This is a genomic window from Nioella nitratireducens, from assembly GCF_001879715.1.
In the GTDB taxonomy this organism is placed as follows: domain Bacteria; phylum Pseudomonadota; class Alphaproteobacteria; order Rhodobacterales; family Rhodobacteraceae; genus Nioella; species Nioella nitratireducens.
The window spans coordinates 278,497-299,910 of record NZ_MNBW01000001.1; the positions used below are offsets into that span (position 1 = coordinate 278,497).

General features: G+C 63.7%; 26 protein-coding genes. 12 read left to right on the plus strand and 14 right to left on the minus strand.

From position 1 onward, the window contains the following. Position 1: 1 nt before the first annotated feature. The 4 genes from BKY27_RS01345 to BKY27_RS01360 all read right to left on the minus strand — a co-directional run bounded on the left by BKY27_RS01345 (position 2) and on the right by BKY27_RS01360 (position 4,181). Positions 2 to 868, minus strand: a complete 867-nt coding sequence (locus BKY27_RS01345; protein ID WP_071672615.1) for a 50S ribosomal protein L11 methyltransferase — start codon at positions 866 to 868, stop codon at positions 2 to 4. A 150-nt stretch (positions 869 to 1,018) separates the two neighbouring features. Further along, the gene (locus BKY27_RS01350; protein ID WP_071672616.1) at positions 1,019 to 2,545 is read right to left on the minus strand and encodes a tripartite tricarboxylate transporter permease; all 1,527 of its coding nucleotides are present in this window, start codon (positions 2,543 to 2,545) and stop codon (positions 1,019 to 1,021) included. Positions 2,546 to 2,548: 3 nt separating this feature from the next. After that, positions 2,549 to 3,037 (minus strand): tripartite tricarboxylate transporter TctB family protein, encoded by a 489-nt coding sequence (locus BKY27_RS01355; RefSeq protein ID WP_071672617.1) that lies wholly within the window; start codon positions 3,035 to 3,037, stop codon positions 2,549 to 2,551. A gap of 148 nt (positions 3,038 to 3,185) precedes the next feature. Continuing rightward, complete coding sequence (locus BKY27_RS01360) at positions 3,186 to 4,181, minus strand: tripartite tricarboxylate transporter substrate binding protein (RefSeq protein ID WP_071672618.1); 996 nt, start codon at positions 4,179 to 4,181, stop codon at positions 3,186 to 3,188. 110 nt (positions 4,182 to 4,291) lie between these two features. On the opposite strand from BKY27_RS01360, the gene BKY27_RS01365 reads away from it, so the two are divergent. The 3 genes from BKY27_RS01365 to BKY27_RS01375 are packed head-to-tail and all read left to right on the plus strand — an operon-like array spanning position 4,292 to position 7,331. After that, positions 4,292 to 4,957 carry a response regulator transcription factor gene (locus BKY27_RS01365; protein WP_071672619.1) on the plus strand — a complete coding sequence of 222 codons (666 nt, stop codon included), beginning with the start codon at positions 4,292 to 4,294 and terminating at the stop codon, positions 4,955 to 4,957. Further along, positions 4,954 to 6,333 (plus strand): sensor histidine kinase, encoded by a 1,380-nt coding sequence (locus BKY27_RS01370; protein WP_071672620.1) that lies wholly within the window; start codon positions 4,954 to 4,956, stop codon positions 6,331 to 6,333. The genes BKY27_RS01365 and BKY27_RS01370 overlap by 4 nt, the downstream gene beginning before the upstream one ends. After that, positions 6,303 to 7,331, plus strand: a complete 1,029-nt coding sequence (locus BKY27_RS01375) for an ABC transporter substrate-binding protein (RefSeq protein ID WP_071672621.1) — start codon at positions 6,303 to 6,305, stop codon at positions 7,329 to 7,331. The genes BKY27_RS01370 and BKY27_RS01375 overlap by 31 nt, the downstream gene beginning before the upstream one ends. Here the strand turns inward: BKY27_RS01375 and thpR are convergent. Beyond that, positions 7,319 to 7,870, minus strand: a complete 552-nt coding sequence (gene thpR / locus BKY27_RS01380) for an RNA 2',3'-cyclic phosphodiesterase (protein WP_071672622.1) — start codon at positions 7,868 to 7,870, stop codon at positions 7,319 to 7,321. The genes BKY27_RS01375 and thpR overlap by 13 nt on opposite strands. A 5-nt stretch (positions 7,871 to 7,875) precedes the next feature. Continuing rightward, the gene (locus BKY27_RS01385) at positions 7,876 to 8,364 is read right to left on the minus strand and encodes a MarR family winged helix-turn-helix transcriptional regulator (RefSeq protein WP_071672666.1); all 489 of its coding nucleotides are present in this window, start codon (positions 8,362 to 8,364) and stop codon (positions 7,876 to 7,878) included. 242 nt (positions 8,365 to 8,606) lie between these two features. Between BKY27_RS01385 and ectA the strand changes: the two genes are divergently transcribed. The 6 genes from ectA to BKY27_RS19845 all read left to right on the plus strand — a co-directional run bounded on the left by ectA (position 8,607) and on the right by BKY27_RS19845 (position 13,008). After that, the gene (ectA, locus tag BKY27_RS01390; protein WP_071672623.1) at positions 8,607 to 9,140 is read left to right on the plus strand and encodes a diaminobutyrate acetyltransferase; all 534 of its coding nucleotides are present in this window, start codon (positions 8,607 to 8,609) and stop codon (positions 9,138 to 9,140) included. 59 nt (positions 9,141 to 9,199) lie between these two features. Continuing rightward, the gene (gene ectB / locus BKY27_RS01395; RefSeq protein WP_071672624.1) at positions 9,200 to 10,480 is read left to right on the plus strand and encodes a diaminobutyrate--2-oxoglutarate transaminase; all 1,281 of its coding nucleotides are present in this window, start codon (positions 9,200 to 9,202) and stop codon (positions 10,478 to 10,480) included. A gap of 5 nt (positions 10,481 to 10,485) precedes the next feature. Beyond that, positions 10,486 to 10,890: an ectoine synthase gene (locus BKY27_RS01400; RefSeq protein ID WP_071672625.1), complete on the plus strand. Its 405-nt coding sequence runs from the start codon at positions 10,486 to 10,488 to the stop codon at positions 10,888 to 10,890. 3 nt (positions 10,891 to 10,893) lie between these two features. Further along, positions 10,894 to 12,318 carry an aspartate kinase gene (locus BKY27_RS01405; protein ID WP_071672626.1) on the plus strand — a complete coding sequence of 475 codons (1,425 nt, stop codon included), beginning with the start codon at positions 10,894 to 10,896 and terminating at the stop codon, positions 12,316 to 12,318. 135 nt (positions 12,319 to 12,453) lie between these two features. Continuing rightward, complete coding sequence (locus BKY27_RS01410; RefSeq protein ID WP_071672627.1) at positions 12,454 to 12,642, plus strand: hypothetical protein; 189 nt, start codon at positions 12,454 to 12,456, stop codon at positions 12,640 to 12,642. A 150-nt stretch (positions 12,643 to 12,792) separates the two neighbouring features. Beyond that, positions 12,793 to 13,008, plus strand: a complete 216-nt coding sequence (locus BKY27_RS19845; RefSeq protein WP_146636139.1) for a hypothetical protein — start codon at positions 12,793 to 12,795, stop codon at positions 13,006 to 13,008. Positions 13,009 to 13,011: 3 nt separating this feature from the next. Here the strand turns inward: BKY27_RS19845 and BKY27_RS01415 are convergent, their stop codons facing one another. The 6 genes from BKY27_RS01415 to BKY27_RS01440 all read right to left on the minus strand — a co-directional run bounded on the left by BKY27_RS01415 (position 13,012) and on the right by BKY27_RS01440 (position 16,369). After that, positions 13,012 to 13,827 carry a sugar phosphate isomerase/epimerase family protein gene (locus tag BKY27_RS01415; RefSeq protein WP_071672628.1) on the minus strand — a complete coding sequence of 272 codons (816 nt, stop codon included), beginning with the start codon at positions 13,825 to 13,827 and terminating at the stop codon, positions 13,012 to 13,014. 66 nt (positions 13,828 to 13,893) lie between these two features. After that, positions 13,894 to 14,124, minus strand: coding sequence for a TFIIB-type zinc ribbon-containing protein (locus BKY27_RS01420; protein WP_071672629.1), 231 nt, complete (start codon positions 14,122 to 14,124; stop codon positions 13,894 to 13,896). A gap of 74 nt (positions 14,125 to 14,198) precedes the next feature. Continuing rightward, complete coding sequence (locus BKY27_RS01425) at positions 14,199 to 14,786, minus strand: rhodanese-like domain-containing protein (protein WP_071672630.1); 588 nt, start codon at positions 14,784 to 14,786, stop codon at positions 14,199 to 14,201. Between the two features lie 82 nt (positions 14,787 to 14,868). After that, positions 14,869 to 15,144, minus strand: a complete 276-nt coding sequence (locus BKY27_RS01430) for a DUF5665 domain-containing protein (RefSeq protein WP_071672631.1) — start codon at positions 15,142 to 15,144, stop codon at positions 14,869 to 14,871. Next, positions 15,141 to 15,461, minus strand: a complete 321-nt coding sequence (locus tag BKY27_RS01435; RefSeq protein ID WP_071672667.1) for an antibiotic biosynthesis monooxygenase family protein — start codon at positions 15,459 to 15,461, stop codon at positions 15,141 to 15,143. The genes BKY27_RS01430 and BKY27_RS01435 overlap by 4 nt, the downstream gene beginning before the upstream one ends. A gap of 437 nt (positions 15,462 to 15,898) precedes the next feature. Beyond that, the gene (locus BKY27_RS01440) at positions 15,899 to 16,369 is read right to left on the minus strand and encodes a tRNA (cytidine(34)-2'-O)-methyltransferase (RefSeq protein ID WP_071672632.1); all 471 of its coding nucleotides are present in this window, start codon (positions 16,367 to 16,369) and stop codon (positions 15,899 to 15,901) included. 66 nt (positions 16,370 to 16,435) lie between these two features. On the opposite strand from BKY27_RS01440, the gene BKY27_RS01445 reads away from it, so the two are divergent. The 3 genes from BKY27_RS01445 (at position 16,436) to BKY27_RS01455 (ending at position 18,320) form a co-directional block, all read left to right on the plus strand. Beyond that, entirely contained in the window at positions 16,436 to 17,143 is a 708-nt protein-coding gene (locus BKY27_RS01445) for a hypothetical protein (RefSeq protein WP_146636140.1), read from the plus strand. Between the two features lie 63 nt (positions 17,144 to 17,206). After that, positions 17,207 to 17,695, plus strand: coding sequence for a HugZ family pyridoxamine 5'-phosphate oxidase (locus BKY27_RS01450; RefSeq protein WP_071672634.1), 489 nt, complete (start codon positions 17,207 to 17,209; stop codon positions 17,693 to 17,695). 82 nt (positions 17,696 to 17,777) lie between these two features. Continuing rightward, positions 17,778 to 18,320, plus strand: a complete 543-nt coding sequence (locus tag BKY27_RS01455) for a hypothetical protein (RefSeq protein WP_071672635.1) — start codon at positions 17,778 to 17,780, stop codon at positions 18,318 to 18,320. 3 nt (positions 18,321 to 18,323) lie between these two features. Here BKY27_RS01455 and BKY27_RS01460 read toward each other — a convergent pair whose 3' ends face one another. Both BKY27_RS01460 and BKY27_RS01465 read right to left on the minus strand, forming a co-directional pair. Next, positions 18,324 to 20,621: a glycosyl hydrolase family 28-related protein gene (locus BKY27_RS01460; RefSeq protein ID WP_071672636.1), complete on the minus strand. Its 2,298-nt coding sequence runs from the start codon at positions 20,619 to 20,621 to the stop codon at positions 18,324 to 18,326. 184 nt (positions 20,622 to 20,805) lie between these two features. Then, positions 20,806 to 21,219 (minus strand): DUF4864 domain-containing protein, encoded by a 414-nt coding sequence (locus BKY27_RS01465; protein WP_071672637.1) that lies wholly within the window; start codon positions 21,217 to 21,219, stop codon positions 20,806 to 20,808. Positions 21,220 to 21,414 lie beyond the last annotated feature (195 nt).

Here is a 21,414-nt window from a genome sequence, read left to right on the forward strand (position 1 = left end):
CTCACTTGCACAGGGTCAACGTGCTCCACTCGCCGATCTCTGCGTGATGTTCCAACGACAGGCCCTCGGCCTCGTAGGCGGCGATCACATCCTTGGCCTGCGCGTTCAGCAGCCCCGACAGGATGACGTGCCCGCCCTCGGCACAATGGGCCGCAACATCGGGCGCCAGGTCCACAAGGGGCCCTTTCAGGATGTTGGCGAAGATCAGGTCAAAGGGTGCGGCGGCGTGCAGTTCCGGGTGATCGAACCCCGCCGCCTCAAGGCAGCGCACGCGCCCCGCCTCGCCATTGGCGGCAACATTGGCCTCGGCCACCTCAACCGCCACCTCGTCGATATCCGACGCCATCACCGGTTCGGGCCAGGTCTTGGCCGCCGCCAACGCCAGCACCGCGGTGCCACAGCCGATATCGACCACGTTCTTCTTGACCGCGCCAGCCCCGATCAGCCGCTCCAACGCCTCCAGACAGCCTTGCGTCGTGCCGTGATGCCCGGTGCCAAAGGCCATTGCCGCCTCGATCAACAGCGCCACCTTGTCGCCCGGAACCTTGTCGGCGTCGTGGCTGCCGTAAACGAAAAAGCGCCCGGCCTCGACCGGGTGCAATTCGCGCCGCACATGGGCGACCCAATCGGTCTCGGGCAGTTCCGACACGGCAAAGGGCTTGGCCCCGTAGGCTGCCGCCAGCAGATCGAGCGCAACCTCGTCAGGGGCCTCGACGAAATAGGCCCCGACCTCCCACAGGCCCGAGCCATCCTCCATCTCGAACACACCGACCCCGGTGGGCTCGGGCTCCAGATCCTCCAACGCAACGCCTAGCGCCTCGGCGGGGTCTTTCTCGGACAGGGTGGTAAGGGCGGTGAATGTGGGCATGGTCATCTCCGGAAAATCGCCCCCGGCTTAGGCGCAGATCCCGCGAAAGGCAACAATCCTTCTTGGGTGTCGCCGCCCCCCCGGTGGGATCGAATGCGGGGCAATATCCCCCGCGACGGGCGCCGCACAGCCGCGCGGCGCCCCCGGTCGTCAGTCGTCCGCGACGCCCTCGGCCCTCAGACGCGCACGACGCGAACGGTAGCTTGGCACGATCACCAAAAGCCCCGCCAGCACCAGCAGGCCAAGCGTCATGGGCCGTTCAAGGATGAAGCCAAGCCCGTCATACAGTTGCATGGCCCGGCTGAAATTGTCTTCCAGCATCGAGCCGAGGATGAACCCGATCAACAGCGGCGCCAGCGGATAGTCGGCAAAGCGCAGGATCGTCGCCGCGAAACCGAAGCCCACCAGAATGAGCAGTTCGGTCGCGTTGTTCTGCCCGATATAGGCCCCCATCAGCGTGAAGAAGAGGATGAAGGGGATCAGGAAGCTGCGCGGCACCGCCAGCACCTTGGCGATATAGGGGATCAGCGGCAGGTTCAGGATCAACAGCACAAGGTTGCCCAGATACATCGAGATGATGACCGACCAGAAGATCTGCGGATCGTCGATCATCAGGCGCGGCCCCGGTGTCACGTTCAGCGCAATAAGCGCGCCAAGCAGGATCGCCGTGGTGCCCGACCCCGGAATACCGAGCGTCAGCAGCGGCACGAAAGACCCTGTGCAGGCGGCGTTATTGGCCGTCTCGGGGGCGGCAAGCCCCTTGATCGAGCCTTTGCCGAACTCGTCCTGTTCTTCCTTGGTGGCGATATTACGCTCGACCGCGTAGCCAAGGAACGAGGCGATGGTCGCCCCCGCGCCCGGCAGAACACCGATGAAAAAACCCTGCACGGATTGCCGCCCGATCACCGGCGCGATCTTGCGGGCCTCTTCACGGGTGATGCGCAGATCCTTGATCTCGCTGCTATCGCCACCGCTGCCGTCTTCGGCCTTGGACCGGCCGGGGTTAAGCACCAGGTACATCGCCTCGGGCAATGCAAACATCGCCATGGCCAGCGTGATGAAGCCAAAGCCCGATTGCAGGTCCATCAGGCCCATGGTGAAGCGTGGCAGATTGTAGAGCGCGCCCTCGCCCACCGTGGCCATGATCAGGCCAAGCAGGGTCATCAGCAGCGCCTTGGCCACGTTGCCGGTGCCAGCAAAGGCCGCGATGGCTGACAGGCCCACCACCATCAGCGCGAAATACTCGGCCGAGTGGAACAGCAGGGCGACCGACGACAGGGCCGGTGCGAAGATCATCAGCAGGATCGCCCCGATCGTGCCGCCAGCAAAGGACGAAATCGCGGCGATGGTCAGGGCCTTGCCCGCCTTGCCGGCCCGCGCCATTGGGTAGCCGTCGAAACTGGTGGCCACGGTCCCGGCCACGCCGGGCGCGTTGATCAGGATCGACGAGGTCGAACCGCCAAAGATGGCACCATAGTAGACGCCCGCCAGCAGGATCAGCGCCGCCGAAGGATCGCCAAGCGTGATCGCCACCGGGATCATGATCGCAATGATGGACATCGGACCAAGGCCGGGCAGCATCCCGATAAAGGTGCCGATCAGGCAGCCGCCGATGACCATCAGGATATTGGTGACGGAAAAGGCCGTTGTCAGGCCGATCATCAAACCTTCAAGCATCTGTCAAACCCCCAGGAAGAACGGCCACGGACGCAGGTAGATGCCAAGCACCCCCTGCACCAGGTACCAGATGATCCCGGCAGCCAGCAGCGCGACGGGGATCAGGATGTGGAATTTGCGCTCGCCCAGAATGGTCGAGCCGAGGATCAGGAACCCCACTGTTGCAATCAGGAACCCGGCAGGCCGCAACAGCAGCGCATAAGCCACCATCAGCACCAGCAGCATCAGGGCCTGTCCGACCTTGTAGTCCCCGAGGCGGCGATAGTTGATGTCGAGCGGCTTGGGGTCGGCGGGCGGCTTTTCCAGCCCCAGCAGGATCACCAGCGACGTGACAATCGCCATGACGGCCAATGCCTTGGGAAAGGTCGAGGGCCAGACAGGGTTGCGCTGCATGAAGGGGGGCAGGCTCGCGTCCATCGTGAAAAAGGCCGTGTAGCCGTAAGCCAGACATATGATCAGGATTACAAAAGCAATCCATCGGTCGAGCGCCATCGCTCTTCTCCTCCGCTCAGGGTTTCGTGACGTGGTCGCCGTCGCACCGCGCCATTGGGGCGGTCTGCCACGGGATCAGGGGTGGCGCGGCATGGCGCCAAAAAGGGGCCGCGCCCCCGGCTCGGGCCGGGAGCGCGGGACAAGGCAATCAGAGGAAGCCGAGGGTCCGCATCAGGTCGCCGATCTGCTGTTCCTGTGCTTCCAGGAAGGTGCGGAAATCGTCACCCGAGTTGTGGATGTTGACCCAGCCGTTCCGTGCCCGGACCTCTTCCCATGCGTCGGTGTCGTACATGGCCGAGATCACGTCCTGGTAGGCCTGCACCTCTTCATCCGACAGGCCCGGTGCACCGAAGAAGCCGCGCCAGTTGATGAACTCCATGTCGATGCCCTGTTCCTGCATGGTCGGGGCATCGGAATAGGCGGGCACACGGTCGGACGCGGTTACGCCAAGGATGCGCACTTCGCCGGCATTGGCCAGGTCGATGGCTTCCGAAAAGCCGGTCGAAAGCGCCTGGATTTCCCCCGACAGCAGGGCCGCCATGGCTGCGCCGCCCGCGTCGTAAGGAATGTAGCGCACTTCCAGCGGATCTTCACCCGCCGCCTGGAACGCCATCGCCGCGACAAGGTGGTCCATGCCGCCCGGCACCGAACCGCCGCCAACAGCGGTTGAACCGGGATCTGCGCGGTAGGCTTCCAGCAGATCGTCCATCGACTGGATCGGGCTGTCGGTGTTCACCACGATAGCGGCATAGTCGCCGATGGTGCCCGCGATCAGGGTGAGATCACGAAAGCTCTGCGGGAAAACGCCGGTCAGCGAGCGGATCACGATGGGGGTGGAATTCACCATCAGCGTGCCGTGCTGGCTCTCGGCATTTTCGATCATGTAGGCGATTGCGACACCGCCACCGCCACCGGACATGTTTTCATAGCTGGCAGTGCCCACCAGACCGGATTCGGTCAGCGCCTCGCCAGTGCCGCGTGCGGTGCCGTCCCAGCCACCGCCGGCGCCGCCGGGGATCAGAAAGTGAATGCTGTCCATCATCGGGCCGCCGCCGTGGCTGTCGGCCAGTGCCGGGGTGCCGAAACTCATCGCAGCCGCCGCCGCGACCGCAAAGGCCCGACGGGTCAGGGTCAGTTTTGCCATTGTATCCTCCCAAATTGACAAAGCAGGGCCTGCTTGCCCATGACTGACCAACAAACACCGCAACCTGACATTGACCTGTCACGCCCTTCCGCCCCGAAAGGATCGCCCCCATGAGGTTCCTTCTTGTAGAAGACAACCGACAGTTGGCCTCAGCCATTCTCGACCGGCTGGCCATCGACGGGCATGTGGTGGACCATGCCGAGGATCTGGCGACCGCAGAGGAATACACGTCTACCACGGATTACGATTTGATTTTGCTGGACATAATGCTGCCCGATGGCGATGGCCGCAGCTTCCTGAACGCCGAGCGGGCGCGGGGGAAAAACACCCCGGTGATCGTGCTGACGGCACGGTCAGAGGTGTCGGACCGGGTCGGCGCGCTGGACATGGGGGCGGATGATTACATCGCCAAACCGTTCGATTTTTCCGAGTTGGAGGCGCGCTGCCGGGCTGTCCTCAGGCGGCGCACGGGGACCGCGACCAACACGATTCGATTCGGTCAGGTGGCGCTAGACGCGCTGGCGGGCACCCTGAGCAACGGATCGAAGGTGATCGAACTGCGCAACCGAGAGTTGCGCCTGCTGGAGGTCTTCTTTGGCGCGCCCGGCCAGATCATCCCCAAATCCAAGCTGGTCGACAGGCTGTTTTCCTATGACGAGGATGTCTCGGAAAACGCGATCGAGGTCTATGTGGGCCGGGTCCGGCGCCACCTTGAGGGCAGCGATGTGTCCATCGTGACGGTGCGCGGCCTCGGTTACCGGCTGGCAGTGCCATGAGGCGGGCGTTTCATGCACCTCGGTCGATTCGCCGCCGTCTGACGCTGCAACTGGTGACAGGGGCGGCCCTGATCGCCCTTGTGCTTTTCGTGATCGTCTTCAACTTCGCCCGCCAGATCGGCTCGGAATCGCAAGACCGCATCCTTGCAGCATCGGCCGCCTCGATCCTTGATGAAACCTCGGTCATTTCCGGCCGGATCGCGATCGACATCCCCTATTCCGCCTTCTCGATGCTCGACAACGCCAGCGACGACCGGGTGTTTTACCGTATCACCCGCGATGGGGCCGGGCTGACCGGATACGACGATTTGCCCGCCGCCGCGCAAGCAGGGGCGGCTCCGGGCTTCGACACAGTGCGGTTCCGGGGCGAAGACCTGCGCGTCGCCACCCTGTCGCGGCGCCTGTCCATCGGCGGCACGCCGGTCCAGATTGCCGTGACCGTGGGCCAGACCCGTGACGCGCTGGCCGATGTCCTGTCGCGCATCCTTCGGGTGACGGTGATCCTCGGGATCGGGTTCTTTGCCGCATCGGCGATGTTGGCGGTGCTGGCCGGGCAAAGCACGGCCAACTCTCTTCGGCGGCTGGCCGGGTCGGTATCGCGCCGGGGGCCGCAGGATCTGCGCCCGGTGGTGGCCGAGGTGCCAAGCGAGATGCGGCCACTTGTGGCCTCGCTCAACAGCCTGATTGCGCGCCTCTCGACCGCCCTGACCCGGACCGAGGATTTCATTGCCGAGGCCGCGCACCGGGTGCGCACACCGCTCGCCACCGTCCGCGCCCACGCGGAAAACACGCTGCGCCGGGTCGACAAGGAGGAAAACCGCGTCGCCCTGCGCGAGATGATCCGCGCCATCGACGAGAGCAGCCGCGCGGCGGGGCAACTGCTGGACCACGCCATGGTGTCGATCCGCGCCGATCAGCTCGACCTCAGCCCTGTGGCTTTGAACGCGCTTGTGGGGGAACTGGTCGATCGCCTGCGCCCCGTTGCCGATCTCAAGGACATGGACCTGCGGTATCGGGGCGACGGCCCGCTGGAAATTCTCGGCGATCCCATCCTGATCCAGAACGCGGTGCGCAACCTTCTGGACAACGCGATCAAATACGCCCCCGCCGACACCCCCATTCGCGTGACCCTGACGCACCAAGGCCGCTCGGCGGTGCTGACCATCCAGGACGAAGGCATCGGTTTTCCCGAAAGCGGGGCGGCCCATCTGACCGGTCGTTTCGCCCGTGGCGAGAATGCCGCCGGCGTCATCGGGTCGGGTCTTGGCCTGACCATCGCCGACGAGGTCGCCCGCGCCCATCACGGCAAACTGACCGTCGCCAATACCCAAGGAGGCCCCGGCGCATGCGTACGCTTATCCTTTCCCTTGCGCTGACCCTGCTGGCGCTGCCGCTGCGCGCCTATGAGGTCGAAGAACATGTGCGCTTCCCGTCCGAGCGGGCCGGGCCGGAATTGCGGGTGATCTCGACCGCTGATGTCGATCTTTTCACGCCGTTCATCCTTGGCTTTCAGGCGCGAAATCCGGGCATCTCGGTGGACTACTACATGGTCAGTTCGTCCGAGATCGAGATTGCCCTGACCGAAGACGGCGCGCAATTCGACCTCGCCATTTCCTCGGCAATGGATCAGCAGTTGCGGCTTGCCAATGACGGGCTGGTGCAGAGCTATCGCTCAACGGCCACCGCCAGCCTGCCGACATGGGCCCGGTGGCGCGACCGGGTGTTCGCCTTTACGCAAGAACCAGCAGCAATTGTCCTGTCGCGCGCCGATTTCGAGGGGCTGCCCCTGCCCCGCACCCGCCAAGACCTGATCACCGCCCTGCGTGAGCATCCCGAGCGGTTTCAAGGCCGGATTGGCACCTATGACGTGCGCGAAAGCGGCTTGGGCTACCTGTTCGCCACGCAAGACGGGCGCAGCTCTGAAACCTTCTGGCGTCTGACACAGGTGATCGGCGGTCTGGGGCCACGGCTGTATTGTTGCTCCAGCGACATGATCGAAGACACGGCCTCGGGCCGCATCGCGGTGGCCTACAACGTGCTTGGCAGTTACGCGCAGGCGCGCGAAGACCTGCATGACCGCATCCATGTGATCGCGCCAGAAGATTTCACGACAGTCCTCATGCGCACGGTCGTGATCCCCGTCGCGGCGGAACAACCTGCTGCTGCCGGGCTGTTCATCGACCACCTGATTGAAAATGTCTGGTTCGAGGACAGCGGACGCTTTGCCTTTCCCGGCATCACCTCTGACAGCCTGACCGAGAACGCCAGCCTGCGGCCGATTCAACTGGGCCCCGGTTTGTTGGTCTATCTTGATCGGCTCAAACGCCAGCAATTCATGGAAGAATGGGAAGCGGCGATGGTTCAGCCCGGCTGACGCAGGGGGTAGATGGCCAAGGCCTGATAGCGCGCGCCCGCGTGGGTAAGGGCAGAGCCTTGAAGAGAAAAGCTGGTGGCCAGCGCGTCCGGCCCTTCGACCACGGGCGGCGCGGCAAGGAAGGCTGCCAGCGCGCCCTGATCCTCTGCGCTCATCTTCGCCCGGAACCGCACCAGCGTGACATGTGGGCGAAAGGGCCGTTTTTCTGGCCGCAGACCATGCTTGCGGGCCTGCCGTTCGACTTCGGACTGAAGGGTCATCAGGTCCGCCACCGGCTCAAGCACCACTGCCAGCATCCGCGCGTGGCCGGGTCCGAACCATTCCAGCCCGCCGAAATGCAGCGGAACCGCTGGCAGCGACAGCGCCTCCAACGCGACGTGCAGGTCCTCCAGCGCCTCTTCCGGCTGATCGTCGAGAAAGGACAGGGTGAGGTGCAGGTTTTCTGGTGGCACCCGCCGTCCCGCCCGCAAGCCACCAATCCGCGCCACCAGCGCATCGAGGCAGGCTTCCGGCAAGTCGAGGCTGAGAAACGCGCGCATCGGGCCTAGTGTTCCGGGCCTGCTTGCTTGAGTTCTCCGATGGCCAGCACCGGGGCGGCGTCAATCGCTTCGGCGTCCAGCATCGCCGCGACCCGTTCCAAGGACGATACGAGCTGCGCCTGTTCCCAGTCTTCCAGCTTTTCAAAGGCTTTGACATAACGCTGCTGCAAAGCGTCGGGGGCTTCTTCTGTGGCGGCCCGGCCCTTTTCGGTGACGACAACGTTGGTCTGCCGCCGGTCGGTGGACGACCGCACGCGCGTCACCTGCCCGCGCGCCACCAGTTTGTCGACCAGCACCGTGACCGTGGCTTGGCTCACGCCCATCTGGGTTGCCAACGCCTTGGGGGTGGAACTGCCACCGTTTCCGACAGCGATTTGCAAGACACGCAACTGCGCCGGGGTCAGCCCCGCCGCCTGCGCGAGGTCTTTGGAATAAAGCTCGGTCGAGCGCAGGATGCGCCGCAGAGCAATCAGGCTTTCATCAATGCGGTCCATGCCAAACTCCGGAAACAGGGCCAGTGTCGCATGCATGGGCAGATTCCTTCAACTCTCAAAGCAGATGAACACTTGCTTCATATAGCTAAGCAATTATCAAAAGGCAAAACTTAGCAAATTGTGGTGTTTTTCCCGCGATCCTGGCCTATTTCCGCTATATCTTGGGAATAAACGCTTTGAAGGTTGAAATTTCGGATGCATTCGTTATTTAGGCAAGCGAACCAACGAAGGAGTGCTTCTCGATGCCGAAAGACGTTTCACAGCCCCGAACTCGGATGCCCCGCTTCCGCAAACCAACTGCTGAAGACGGGGCCGAAATCTGGGAGCTGGTGCGCGCCTGTGCGCCGCTCGACGAAAACTCCATGTATTGCAACCTGTTGCAAGCCGACCACTTCCGCGACACCTGCGTCGTGGCGGAACTGGACGGCAAGGTCGCTGGCTGGATCTCGGCCTATGTGATGCCGAACGATCCCGAAACGGTCTTCGTCTGGCAGGTTGCGGTGTCCGACGCCGCGCGCGGCTGCGGGCTTGGCCTTTCCATGCTGGAACACCTGATCGACCGTCCCGCCTGCGAAGGTGTAGCGCGGCTTCAGACCACCATCACCGCGGATAACGACGCCAGTTGGGCGCTGTTCCGCAAATTTGCCCGCCTGAATGGCGAGGATCTGGGCGTGCAGGCCTACTACACCCAATCGCTGCATTTCCAGGACCGGCACCGGACCGAACACATGGTCACCATTGACCTCGAAAGCGGGGAACTGGCCAAGGCCGCGTAAATCGCGGCCCCCGTGCCCTTCTCTGCCGTTCTCCGGACAAAAATCCCAAAGGATCTCTCATGACCTCCGATAACATCACCGTTTTCGCGCGCCGCGAATCCGAGGCGCGCTCGTACTGTCGTGGCATTCCCGCCACCTTCACCTCTGCCAAGGGCTCGAAAATGACCGACTCCGATGGCAAGAGCTACATCGACTTTCTCGCCGGCTGTTCCTCGCTGAACTACGGCCACAACGACCCCGACATGAAGGCCGCACTGGTCGATCATATCGCGGGCGACGGTCTGGCCCATGCGCTCGACCTTCATACCGATGTGAAGGCCGACTTCCTTGGTGCGTTCGAAGAGCACGTGCTCAAGCCGCGCGGCATGGACCATCGCGTGATGTTCACTGGCCCAACCGGTGCAAACGCGGTCGAGGCCGCGATGAAGCTGGCCCGCAAGGTCACCGGCCGCACCAACATCATCGCCTTCACCAACGGCTTTCACGGTGTGACGCTCGGCGCGCTGGCCGCGACCGGCAACAGCTATCACCGCGGTGGCGCGGGGATCACCCTGAATGGTGTGACCCGGATGCCCTTTGACGGCTACATGGGCGAGTCCTACGACACGACCGAATTGCTGGAAAAGATGCTGACGGACGCGTCCTCGGGAATGGACAAGCCCGCCGCGATCATTCTTGAGACCGTGCAGGGCGAGGGCGGCCTCAACGCCGCGAGCCCCGAATGGGTCCGCCGCGTGGCGGACCTCGCCAAAGAGCACGGCGCGCTGCTGATCGTCGACGACATTCAGGCAGGCTGTGGCCGCACCGGCACCTTCTTCTCGTTCGAGGGGATGGGAATCGAGCCGGACATCATCACCATGGCCAAGTCGATCTCGGGCTTTGGCTTGCCGATGGCGCTGACCCTGATCCGCCCGCAGCACGATGTTTTCGGCCCGGCCGAGCATAACGGCACCTTCCGCGGCAACACCCACGCCTTTCTGACCGCCAAGGTTGCGATCGAGAAGTTCTGGGCCGATGACAAGTTCCAACAGGATATCGCGGTCAAGTCGCTGATGCTGACCACCGCGCTGGAGGAACTGGCCGGCATGGTCGAGGGCGCGCGTCTCAAGGGCCGTGGCCTGATGCAAGGTGTCGATGTCGGCTCGGGCGAGCTGGCCAGCGAAATCTGCAAACGCGCCTTCACCAAGGGCCTGATCATCGAGACCTCGGGTCCGAATGACGAAGTGGTCAAGGTGCTGGCCCCGTTGACCACGCCCGAAGCGACCTTCCGCAAGGGCCTGAACATCCTGCTCGACTCGGCGCGTGACGTGCTGGTCAAAACCAAAATCGCGGCGGAGTAACCGATATGATCGTACGTGACTTCAACGAAATTCTCGAAAAACAGCGTGACCGCGTGGTCGCCGACGCCAACTGGACCAGCGTGCGGATGCTGCTGGCCGGGGACGGGATGGGGTTCTCTTTCCACATCACCTTCCTCGACGCGGGCTCGGAACACACGTTCGAGTACAAGAACCATTTCGAGAGTGTCTACTGCATGCAAGGCTCGGGCTCGATCACCGACCTCGCCACAGGCGAAACCCACGAGATCAAGCCCGGCGTCATGTATGCCCTCAACGAACATGACCGCCACATCCTGCGCGCCAAGGAAGAACTGGTGATGGCCTGTGTCTTCAACCCGCCCGTCACGGGCACCGAGGTGCACCAAGAAGACGGCTCCTACGCGCCAGCCGAAGAGGCAATCGCAAGCTAACCCATGACCTATACAGTCGAGAAAATCGGCGGCACGTCCATGTCCCGCGTGGACGCGCTGCGCGATACCCTGTTCATCGGCGACCGATCCGAAGACGACCTTTACGGTCGAATCTTCGTGGTTTCTGCCTTTGGGGGGATCACCAACCTGCTTCTGGAACACAAGAAGACCGGCAAACCCGGCGTTTATGCGCAATATGCCAATGCCGACAACGATCACGGCTGGCACGAGGCGCTGGATCACGCGGCAGAAGCGATGGCCAAGGCCCATGAAAAGGTGCTGGAGCATCCCGCCGATATCGAACGCGCGGACGAGTTTCTGCGCGAACGAATCGAGGGGGCCCGCAACTGCCTGATCGACCTGCAACGGCTGTGCTCTTACGGGCACTTCCGTCTGGCCGAACACCTGCTCCAGATCCGCGAACTTCTGTCCGGTCTGGGCGAGGCGCATTCGGCGCTCACCACCACGCTGTTGTTGCAGCGCGCGGGCGTAAATGCCCGGCTGGTGGATCTGTCGGGCTGGCGCGACGATGGCGACATCACCCTTGAGGACCGTCTGACCAGCGCCATGAAAGGCGTCGACCCGGCGACCGAGATGCCCATCGTCACCGGCTACGCGCAATGCGCCGAAGGCCTGATGCGCGAATTCGACCGTGGCTATTCCGAGGTGACGTTTTCGCGTCTCGCCGCCCTAATCGGGGCGCGTGAAGCGATCATTCACAAGGAATTCCACCTATCGTCGGCTGACCCCAATCTGGTGGGGCAAGAGGCCGTGCGCAAACTGGGCCGGACCAACTATGACGTGGCCGACCAGTTGTCGAACATGGGGATGGAAGCGATCCACCCCAAGGCCGCCAAGACGCTACGCCAGAACGACGTGCCGCTGCGCGTGACCAACGCGTTCGAGCCGCACGATCCGGGCACTCTGATCGACGATCAACCGACCGACACCCCGGCGGTCGAGATCGTGACCGGCCTCGACATCATCGCGCTTGAGGTATTCGAGCAGGACATGGTGGGGGTCAAAGGCTATGACGCCGCGATCCTTGACGTGCTGACCCGGCACAACGTGCGGATCGTGTCCAAGGTGTCGAACGCCAACACGATCACCCACTATGTCGACAGCTCGCTCAAGACGATGCGCCGGGTCGAGAAAGACCTTGCCGGGCTCTATCCGGCGGCGCTGATCACGTCGCGTCGCCTGTCCGTGGCCTCGGCCATCGGGCGCGACCTGAACGGGCTCTCGGTGTTGACGCGGGGCTTGCAGGCCATCGCCGACGCGGGGTTCGAAGCCCTTGGCGCCACGCAGGGCCCGCGCAACGTGGATGTGCAATTCATCCTCGAACGCGACAACCTGAAGCCGGCGATCAAGGCGCTTCACGCGGCCTTCATCGAGGCGAGCCACGAGGCATTGCCAAAAGCGGCCTGACAGGCACCTGGTCCAACACCGCGCGACTTTGCCCGCCCCCGATCGGCTCGGGGGCGGGTTTTTCATGCGGGCTGGACCCGCCCGCCCGCGCCGCCTAGGACAAGGGCACCCTGCCCTGCCGAAAGAGGCCCGCCGATGTTCGATCTCGACCACCCGTTTTTCCGCCCGCTCTGGATTCGCATCGCCGTGGTGGCAGTCTGCGGTGGCTGGGGCCTGTTCGAGCTGTCGAATGACGCAACGGGATGGGCCTTCGTCTTTCTCGGGCTCGGGGCCTACGCTGCCTACGGCTTCTTCGTGACCTTCGATCCGCGCGACGACGAGTGATCGCGGGCGACACCGCATCGGGACGCGTGTGGATTGAACCATAGCGCCGCGGCGTCCGACCCATGGGCAAGACCCTGAGGAGGATCGCCCATTCGCTGCCTGTTCCGCCTGCTTCCCGCCTTTCTTGCCGCCCTGGCGGTCGCGGCCCCCGTGAAGGCCCATGTCGCGGGGCCGATCCTGTCGACCCCCGCACAGGCAGCCGGCGTCACCCTCGCGGGCCTGCCCCCCACCCCGCACCCGGCTTGTCAGCGCCACATTTTCACCGCCGGGCAGTATCCGACCACCCCCCAGACAGTCGAGCAGATCACCTGCCTCGACACCCTTTGTGACACGCGCGAAGTCGTGCTTTGCCCGTTAACCGATTGACCGCTATTGCGCCAGACCGAGCGCCTCGAGATGGGCGACGCTGTCCTCCACCCGGTCGAAATCGTTGATTTCCACGATCAGGTGCGGCGTGGCCCTGACCTGTTTCAGCGCGGCAAAGATGGCGTGCCAGACGATATTCCCCTGCCCGATGGCCCAGTGCCGGTCGGCATACCCGTCGGTATCCTGCAGATGCACATGGCCCAAACCCGCCCCCGCCGATGCGATATAGCGATCGGCGGGCGGCGCACCGCAGACCCAGTGCGCCCAATGCGCGTGGCCGGTATCGACCGACAGGCGCAGCGCCGGGCTGTCCGCCGCCGCCACCACTTCGGCCCGGTCGCGCGGGTCGGTATCCTTGATGTTCTCCATCACCATTTCGACGCCCAACGCCTCGGCCCGCTTCAGCGCCGGGGCCAGCGTATCCAGCACCGCCGCCACCCGTCGCTTGCGGTCGGCAGGCGCGTTGTCGAGGTTGCAGGCATCCCAGCCATCATAGGGCGAATGAATGACCATCTGCCGCGCCTCCAGTGCCGCGCAGACATCCAGCGCCTGTTCCAGCCGCGTCTGCACCACCGTGCGAATGTCCTTGTCCTTCACGTCCAGCTCGAACCCGGCGAAGGGCCCGTGAATGCCAAGCCGCCCGGACCAGCCATCCAGCTTGGCCTTGGCCATGTCGATAAAGGGCTGCGGCGCCGCCAGAATATCGCCAAGGCAGAACTCCGGCAGTTCCAGATCGCGGTTCTTCTCGAACAGCCAGTCGCGGTGACGGTCCAGGTCCAGAACGCTCAACTGCGCCCCGACGATGGGCAAATCTGCCATGGCTTAACCTCCCTCTGCTCGGGGCGAGTGTGCCAATGAAAAGGGCGGCTGTCTGCCGCCCCCCAGTCAGAAATCGAAAATATCGCTCAGGAACGAGCCGACGCCGTCCTTCTTCTTGCGCTTCGACGGGGCCTCTCGGCCGTCATCCCTGCGGTCGTCGGCCAAGGCGCTGCGCTCGACGATCTTGTCAAGCTCGCCACGATCCAGCCAGACCCCCCGGCAGGTTGGGCAGTAGTCGATTTCGACTCCGGCGCGGTCGGCGATCACGAGGGCGGTTCCGTCAATCGGGCATTGCATGGGCGGTGTCTCCTTGGCGGTTGGGTTCCCTAGCAGATAGGAACGCCGCGCGCCCATGCAATGCACCGGCCAGCTTATTCGCCCGCGACCGTCAGCCCCAGCATCCGCCAGCCCTGCATTCCCGGACGGTAATAATGAATCCGCTCCGCCGGATAGCCCGCCTCGATCATGCGGCGGATGGCGGTCGGGGATTGCCCGCACCACGGCCCGTTGCAGAAAAGCGCCACCTGCACAGCCTGCGTGCAGTCCCAGCCATCGAAGTCGATCTGGCAGCCCAATTCCCCCAGCCGGTCGGTCATTTGCGTATAGGGCATGTTGACCGCACCGGGGATGGTGCCGCCGTGGAACCAGTCTGGCGTGCGGCTGTCGACCACCGTCACCTCCGGATCCTGTAGAAACCCGATCAATTCCAGCTCTCCAATCGGCGTCACGCCCTCGGCGGGCGTCATCGGCTGGATGCAGAAATTGGGACAGGGCCGAGAGGTCCGGCCCCACGCGTCCTCGATCACATGGTCCGTGTCCTGAATGCGCGAAATCTCGCGCGGGCCAGAGGCGGTTTCAACCGTGACCGACATGAACTCGCGGGTGATCCCGACTGGCTCTTGCGCCCACGCGGGCCCCGCAAGGACCAGCACGGCGACGGCGGACAAAAGGCGGCGCATTGAAAATCCTCCCATCAAATGCAATTTTGCGAATATGATGGTAGCACCGGGCGCGCGCCGCGCAAGCCCATCCGTCAACAGGTCATTCCACGCCCTGAATCTGCTCCGCGATGCGCGACGCCCATTCCCCGATCACGGGGATAAAGTCGATCTGGCTCAGCGAATAGACCACCACCGAGACAAGGAACGACGCCCCAATCACCGAGCCGAGGCCAAAGGCCAGCCCGCGCCCGAAACTGAGCGCAAGGATCTTGCCGACGGTGCTTTGCGTGGTGAACAGGCGATGTTGCGTGATCTGCTGCACCTCTTTGCGCAGCAGCCGCAACTCCTGATCGAGTTGCTCTTCCTCTTGGCTCAATTGTACGACTCCGCGACCTCGTACATGACCGGCTCAAAGCTTTTGCACAGCTCGTTGATCACCCGGTTGCGCTTGCGCATCTCGTCCGATCGCAGCATGGCCTGAAAATCCTCGCGCTTTTCCCATTGCGAATAGTTCGCCACGCGGGTTTGCGCGTCGTTCACGTGCAGGCCGGCGGCGATAAAGCCCCGCTGATGCGAGATGAAATCGTCATAGGCCGAGGTCAACGCATCCAGCAGGTCCTGACAGGTGCCCGGCGTGGTTTCAAAGGTGGTGATGACGGTCTGCAGGGCAGCGCCCTTTGCGATTGACGGCATGGGACGGTCTCCTTGGGCGATCTTTGGGGTCAAGCCTAGCAGGGCCATCGAAGATAGCCTAGGGCCGAGACAGGGCGCAGCCGGGTCAAATCCCCGCGTGCAGACGAAAAAAAGGGGCCACGCATCGGCGGGCCGCGGCATGGCGATCCAACCCGTCGAACCTGGCGATTCATGCCAGCCATATTCGAAGAAGATCAGACCAGCGCGCGACCCCTGCCAAATCGCCGTGCCGGGGGCGGCCCGGCGATGCGCGGCGGCCTGCGGCCTTGATTCCGCGACCGGCGCGGCGCGGTTGGCATCCAGACGGAAAAAAAGGGGCCGCATCTCGCAGGTGCGTCCCCTTTTTCCGGGCAGTGCTGCCCCCCAGATCGTTCGATCCTACCCCGTGGCTTTGACGCGGGGAAGGTGGAAAGCCGGTCTTTTCGTGGCCGATGCCGTCAGGTGAACTGCCCGCGCAGCGCCTGATAGACCACCGCCGTCGCCGCATTGGCCAGGTTGAGCGAGCGGATATGCGGGCTGCGCATCGGAAGGTGAAAAACCCGGTCGTCCATGCCCTGCAAAATCTCGGTCTGAATCCCCTTGGTCTCGCGGCCAAAGACCAGATAGGCGTCCTCGGGATAGTCGGGGTCATAGACACTGCCCGCACCGTTCTCTTCAAAGAAGAACAACTGCCCGCGCGCTGGCCGCCGGTCGGCCAGAAACTCCGGCCAATCGTCATACTCGGACAGGCGCACATGTTTCCAGTAGTCGAGGCCCGCCCGCCGCACCTGCTTGTCGTCGATGGAAAAGCCATAGGGCCGGATCAGGATCAACTCCAGATCCAGCGCCACGCAGGTGCGCCCGATGGTGCCCGTATTGCCGGGGATTTCCGGCGTCACCAGCACCACTTTCATGCGTTTATCGCTCATTCCCTGCCCCATCCACGGCCCGCGTTAGGCACCTGTTAACCAGATTGCAGCAGGCTCTGCCATGCCATGCGACGCCTCTTCGCCCTTTTGCTCACGCTCTGCCTTGCACCCTCTGCCCATGCCGGGGCGTGGGCGCGAATGCCGGGTCAGGTCTTCTTGTCCTATTCCTCGAATATCTCCAGCCCCGTCAGCGCCCTTGGCACGGGTCGCCTCCTGCTCGATCGCTACGACTCCGCCTATGCTGAAATCGGCCTTGGAAATCGCCTGACCTTCGGCCTCGACTATGGGCGCGGGCAATACACGCGCGAAGGTATGGCTTTCCTGCGCTACACCCTCACCCGGCCCGACGCGCGGTGGCAACTGGCCGTCGATCTGGGCGCCGGGCAGCGGCAGGTCGATGGTCTGGACGACAGCGACCTGTGGCGTGTCGGCCTGTCGCTCGGCCACGGCTTCGACCTCTCTCCGCCCGACTGGATTCCGGGGCATCTGCACGGCGGCTGGATCGCGGCCGATGCCGTTGCCATCCTCGACCGCATCACCGGGCAGACGCGCTGGAAACTGGAAACCACCCTCGGCCTGCACAGCGGCGACCGGGTCGATGTCATCCTGCAGGCCATGGTGGAACAATGGCCCGGACAGCAGGTCGCCTACGCGGTAAACCCGTCTTTGGTGGTCCGGTTTGGCGCGGCGACCTCTGTCGAGATCGGGGCGCGCGTGGCCTTTGACGGGCAGACTCGCGTGGGTCTGGAACTGGGTCTTTGGCATCGATTCTGACTTATCGCCATGTTTATTCTAAATGAAACGAGTGCTATTCCCTCCGCAGGAGGGATGGTGACTATGTCCAGACAAAAGCCCATGCTGCGCGAAACGGACGACGAAGCGCGCGCTGTGGGGCAAGATCTTTTGCGTCGCGCCCGGTTCGGATCGCTCGGGGTGATCTGTCCCGACAGCAACGCTCCGATGGTGTCTCGTGTTTCGGTTGGCACCGACGCCGCCGGAATGCCCGTCACCCTGATTTCAGACCTGTCCCTGCACACCACCGCCTTGGCCAGGAACCCGCTCTGCTCGCTTCTGGTGGGCGAACCAGGCGCGCGGGGGGATGCGCTGATCCATCCGCGCCTGACCCTGCAATGCACGGCAGAACCGGTCGACAAGGACGAGATCAAGCCGCTCTACCTGTCGCAACACCCCAAGGCGACGCTCTACTATGACTTCAGCGATTTCCGAATGCTGCGCCTTACGGTGACCTGCGCACATCTCAATGGCGGCTTCGGAAAAGCGTTTTCGCTGTCACCCGCCGATCTGGATTTGCCCAATCCCGGCTAACCTGCCGAAAAGAGCAGGTTTTATTGCCTTTGCATCGAAAACCGTGCATCATCCCGCACAGTCGTTCGCCAAAGGACAGCCCATGAGCTCCCCGCAGATTGACCCTGACCTGCCTGGCATCTGGATCATTCCCGGTGAAGAAACGACCTATGAAATCGAACCCGACGGCAGCTATCACGTCGCCGACCCCGCGCAGCCGCTGACCGTGGCGGGCGACGGGGCGACGATGATCTGGGGCCGCACGCGGCTGGCCCGGATCGGCGGCGACGGTGCGGCCCCTCTGGGCGCCTGGCGCGACCGCGATCATGGCGATGAATGGCTGTTTCAGGCCGACGGCACCTACCTGCAACGCTGGTCGGATGGGGAAAAAACCACGGGCATCTGGGTGCACCGCGACAGCGACTACAGCCTGTGGACCCGTGAATATCGCGGGCAGGTGGAAACCGATGGTGCCCGCATTACCTTTGTGCTGCCCTCGGAACCGGCGGTGACCTATGGCTACACCGCCGATGCCGAAAGCTGGATTCTGCTGGACCCCGAAACGTGGGACAAGCTGGTCGAATACCGACGCCCCGCATCAGACGCATCGGCGGCCCCGGCACATGGCGGGGCCGCGCGCGGCTGAGCGTCAGACCGTATCGCTGCGCGCCGTCAACTGAACCGCCCCGTGCACCGGCTGCGACCAGGTCAACCGGACCGAGCCGCGCCCGACCCCGTGCCGCGTGGTGGCATAGGGCATCGTGTAGACAGCGACGTTCGACGACGACCGCACCGCGCCCTCGGGCATCGCCGACACAACCACCCGCGCCTCGCCCATGAAGGGCAGCCAGTCGCGCAGGTCCATCTCCCACACATCCAGATCGGACGCCTCGCTCATCTTCACCGTCACCGGGTTTTGCGAATTCTTGCTGACCCCGTGATAGACATTGCCTTGCATCACGAAATTCGCCGTCCGGCTGCCATCCAGCGGCGCGATCGACGGGTCCACCCCTTCGACCGAGTCGATGGCCCCGCCGTTCAAATGCTTGAACACGTTGTCACAAATCGACAGCCCGTTGATGTAGTGCCCCGGCCCGTGCGGACGGATCAGGATGAAATTCGCCCATGACGCGATGCCGTTGGCGGTGAAGATATTGCCGTTGATCGTCAGCCCGCCAAAGGAATACTCGCCCGACAGTTCCGGCGCCGGGTCATGTTCATTGGCCCATTCGATCATGCTGTTGTCGATATAGTTGCCGATGATCGTCGATTTCATGTTGGTGTTGGTCAGAACGATCCCGCCGCTGATCTGGCCATTGGTCTCGTTGTCGCCCTGAAACCAGTGGTTGCCGGTGATCAGGTTGCCGCCGCCACCGAACACGCCGAAATGTCGGAACTTGACCGAGCGGTTGTCGCGGATCTTCACGTCGTTGGAATTGGTGTTGAACCCGATCGTTTTGCGGTCCTGGACGCGCAGCGTCTGCTCGTTCGACAGGAACTGGTTGCGGTCCAGCATCATCCCCGCACAGCCGGTGTCAAAGGACGTGATCCCGCGATCCTTGGGCCCGGTAAAAAAGCAATCCTTGACGTGAAAGATCAGCCCGCCCTTGGGCAGCATGATCCCGCTCGCCTTGCCCGCGCACAGGAACTCTACCCCTTCCAGCGCGAAACGTTGCAGGTTCTCGAACCCCGAGAAGTCGAGAATGTATTTGAACCGGGTGAAGGTGTAGCTCTGGTTGGTGGGCGGCACCCCGAGCGGGCTGGACAGATAGACCCGGTTCTGCGCCGCGTTCACGGCGCGAACATAGACCTCGCGCCCCACGCCCTGCGCCGCCGTCACCAGCGCGCCCACCGGCACGCTGCCCGCGTTGGTCACGTTGTCCAATTGGCGCGGGTTTGTGGCCGCCCATGTGCCGGTGCGCGTCACCACCGCGTCGTCCCAGCCGGTGCTGGTCAGGCAACTGAACTGGCCGTTGCGAATGACCCGGCGGTTGGCATAGCTGACCTTGTTGCCCACGGCCGCCGCCATGTCGATCGGCTCGCTCAGCAACACCCGCCGCCCCATCATGTCGAAACTGTCGTGGTCGCCATCGTTCAGCATCGCCTGAAAGCCCTTTTTGAAGCCTTGCAGCTCATCGCCGCCAAAGGCGTCGGCATAGGCCGGCAGGTTGAAATTCTCCTGCAATACCAGCTGCACCCAGTCGGGCACGACCAGACGCCCCTGAAAACGGACCGGGCTTTGAATTGTCAGGTTGGACCCGATGTAATAGCTGCCCTCGCTGACCAGCACCTCGCGCCCATTGGCGGCCGCGTCGGCTGCGGCAAAGGCGGCGCGATCATCGGTGCTGCCATCGCCCACGGCCCCGAAATCCTTGACATCCACCCAGTCCATCAGCTTGCGATAGAAGGCGTGGGTGATGTCCTCGACCTTGATCGACTCGATGCGCACCGTGCCGCCATTGCCACCCGTCAGGTCCAGCCCGACATGGCCATAAGCAGCCTCGTCACCCCACGCCATATCGACGCCACTGCGCGCGCCGACACCGATAATGGCCGAAACCGTCACCACCGCGCCATAGGCCGACAACTGGGTTGCCGGGCCGGTTTCCGTCACGCCCGCGATATGGGTGTCGTTCGCGCGGCCCGCCCACGCGGCGATGCGCACCGCAGGCATCGTGCCCGACAGCACCTTGACCCGCGCCGACACGCGCACATACAGCCCCGGCGTGACCGGCGTTTCCCCTGTGTATCGCAGCCTTGTCGTGCCCGTGGTTTTCAAGAGTTCGAGGCAAGGGCCAAAATCCTGATCGGCTGGCACCAGCGCGGCATTGGTCGCGGTCGCATAGGTCTGGCCGCCGGGCGTGCCGTCCTCCTGCGACCAGACACTCAACCCGTCGGAAAACGCTGGCGGCATCAGGTTCAGCCCGTCGGTGATCACTTGGTTCATATCAAACCCCTTATGCTGTCGCGCCGGCACCCGCCCACGCAAAAGACCCCGCACGGGCCGCTCCGCCCGAGGGGTGTCTCGATTGTTCACAAATGTCTGGATTGGGCCCGGACAGACGCTTCGGCCATCCGGATGCCCCAGAGACTTACGCCAGAGGTCTTAAAAAGACGTTAACCGTGGGGGATCACGCCCCGACACCCTGCCCACGCAGGACGGTCACCGCCGCAATCCTCCAGTCCCCATCGACCTCGGTCATGGCGTAGTCCAACAGGTGCAGCCGCCCGGTCGGGTCGACGATCTGGACCTGTTGTACCTGCAACTCGCCCTCCTGCCGCAGCCCGAGGAACGTGGTCTCGCCCGGTCGCCAGACCATCGGATAGCCCCGCTCGACCATCACGCCAAAGGCTTCGGCACTGCCGAACAGTTCCTGGATACGCGGGCTGGCATAGCGCCACGCGGCATAGACGCTGTTGGTGGAAAACGCGTCCAGTTGGCTTTGGATGACACCCTCGATATCGGGGTTCGCTGGCAACCGCTCTTGCGCCATCGCGCCAAGCGGCATCACCAGAAGGGTGAAGATCAGTAAAAATTTACGCATATCGGCCTCCCGTAGAGCGCCTGTCCCTGAGCGAAAGGTAGCGCCCCGGCGGGGCCGGTCAAATCGCCGATCACCGGGCGCGTCACCGGGCGCGTCACCCGGCGCGCGCCCACGCACAGAAACGAAAGAACCGGCGCCGTTTCGTGCGCCGGTTTGTCTGTACGGGGGGTGTACAGGGGGTGTACGGGGGGTGCA

Excerpts from the sequence above, each read along its gene's own strand:
- BKY27_RS01415 (WP_071672628.1), bottom strand. The coding sequence starts at position 13,827 with ATGGCAGATTTGCCCATCGTCGGGGCGCAGTTGAGCGTTCTGGACCTG.
- BKY27_RS01370 (WP_071672620.1), top strand. The coding sequence starts at position 4,954 with ATGAGGCGGGCGTTTCATGCACCTCGGTCGATTCGCCGCCGTCTGACG.
- BKY27_RS01365 (WP_071672619.1), top strand. The coding sequence starts at position 4,292 with ATGAGGTTCCTTCTTGTAGAAGACAACCGACAGTTGGCCTCAGCCATT.
- BKY27_RS01465 (WP_071672637.1), bottom strand. The coding sequence starts at position 21,219 with ATGCGTAAATTTTTACTGATCTTCACCCTTCTGGTGATGCCGCTTGGC.
- thpR (WP_071672622.1), bottom strand. The coding sequence starts at position 7,870 with ATGCGCGCGTTTCTCAGCCTCGACTTGCCGGAAGCCTGCCTCGATGCG.
- BKY27_RS01435 (WP_071672667.1), bottom strand. The coding sequence starts at position 15,461 with ATGCCGTCAATCGCAAAGGGCGCTGCCCTGCAGACCGTCATCACCACC.
- BKY27_RS01410 (WP_071672627.1), top strand. The coding sequence starts at position 12,454 with ATGTTCGATCTCGACCACCCGTTTTTCCGCCCGCTCTGGATTCGCATC.
- BKY27_RS01460 (WP_071672636.1), bottom strand. The coding sequence starts at position 20,621 with ATGAACCAAGTGATCACCGACGGGCTGAACCTGATGCCGCCAGCGTTT.
- BKY27_RS01400 (WP_071672625.1), top strand. The coding sequence starts at position 10,486 with ATGATCGTACGTGACTTCAACGAAATTCTCGAAAAACAGCGTGACCGC.
- ectB (WP_071672624.1), top strand. The coding sequence starts at position 9,200 with ATGACCTCCGATAACATCACCGTTTTCGCGCGCCGCGAATCCGAGGCG.
- BKY27_RS01450 (WP_071672634.1), top strand. The coding sequence starts at position 17,207 with ATGTCCAGACAAAAGCCCATGCTGCGCGAAACGGACGACGAAGCGCGC.
- BKY27_RS01440 (WP_071672632.1), bottom strand. The coding sequence starts at position 16,369 with ATGAGCGATAAACGCATGAAAGTGGTGCTGGTGACGCCGGAAATCCCC.
- BKY27_RS01350 (WP_071672616.1), bottom strand. The coding sequence starts at position 2,545 with ATGCTTGAAGGTTTGATGATCGGCCTGACAACGGCCTTTTCCGTCACC.
- BKY27_RS01445 (WP_146636140.1), top strand. The coding sequence starts at position 16,436 with ATGCGACGCCTCTTCGCCCTTTTGCTCACGCTCTGCCTTGCACCCTCT.
- BKY27_RS01345 (WP_071672615.1), bottom strand. The coding sequence starts at position 868 with ATGCCCACATTCACCGCCCTTACCACCCTGTCCGAGAAAGACCCCGCC.
- BKY27_RS01420 (WP_071672629.1), bottom strand. The coding sequence starts at position 14,124 with ATGCAATGCCCGATTGACGGAACCGCCCTCGTGATCGCCGACCGCGCC.
- BKY27_RS01425 (WP_071672630.1), bottom strand. The coding sequence starts at position 14,786 with ATGCGCCGCCTTTTGTCCGCCGTCGCCGTGCTGGTCCTTGCGGGGCCC.
- BKY27_RS01360 (WP_071672618.1), bottom strand. The coding sequence starts at position 4,181 with ATGGCAAAACTGACCCTGACCCGTCGGGCCTTTGCGGTCGCGGCGGCG.
- BKY27_RS01455 (WP_071672635.1), top strand. The coding sequence starts at position 17,778 with ATGAGCTCCCCGCAGATTGACCCTGACCTGCCTGGCATCTGGATCATT.
- BKY27_RS01385 (WP_071672666.1), bottom strand. The coding sequence starts at position 8,364 with ATGGACCGCATTGATGAAAGCCTGATTGCTCTGCGGCGCATCCTGCGC.
- BKY27_RS01375 (WP_071672621.1), top strand. The coding sequence starts at position 6,303 with ATGCGTACGCTTATCCTTTCCCTTGCGCTGACCCTGCTGGCGCTGCCG.
- BKY27_RS01405 (WP_071672626.1), top strand. The coding sequence starts at position 10,894 with ATGACCTATACAGTCGAGAAAATCGGCGGCACGTCCATGTCCCGCGTG.
- ectA (WP_071672623.1), top strand. The coding sequence starts at position 8,607 with ATGCCGAAAGACGTTTCACAGCCCCGAACTCGGATGCCCCGCTTCCGC.
- BKY27_RS01355 (WP_071672617.1), bottom strand. The coding sequence starts at position 3,037 with ATGGCGCTCGACCGATGGATTGCTTTTGTAATCCTGATCATATGTCTG.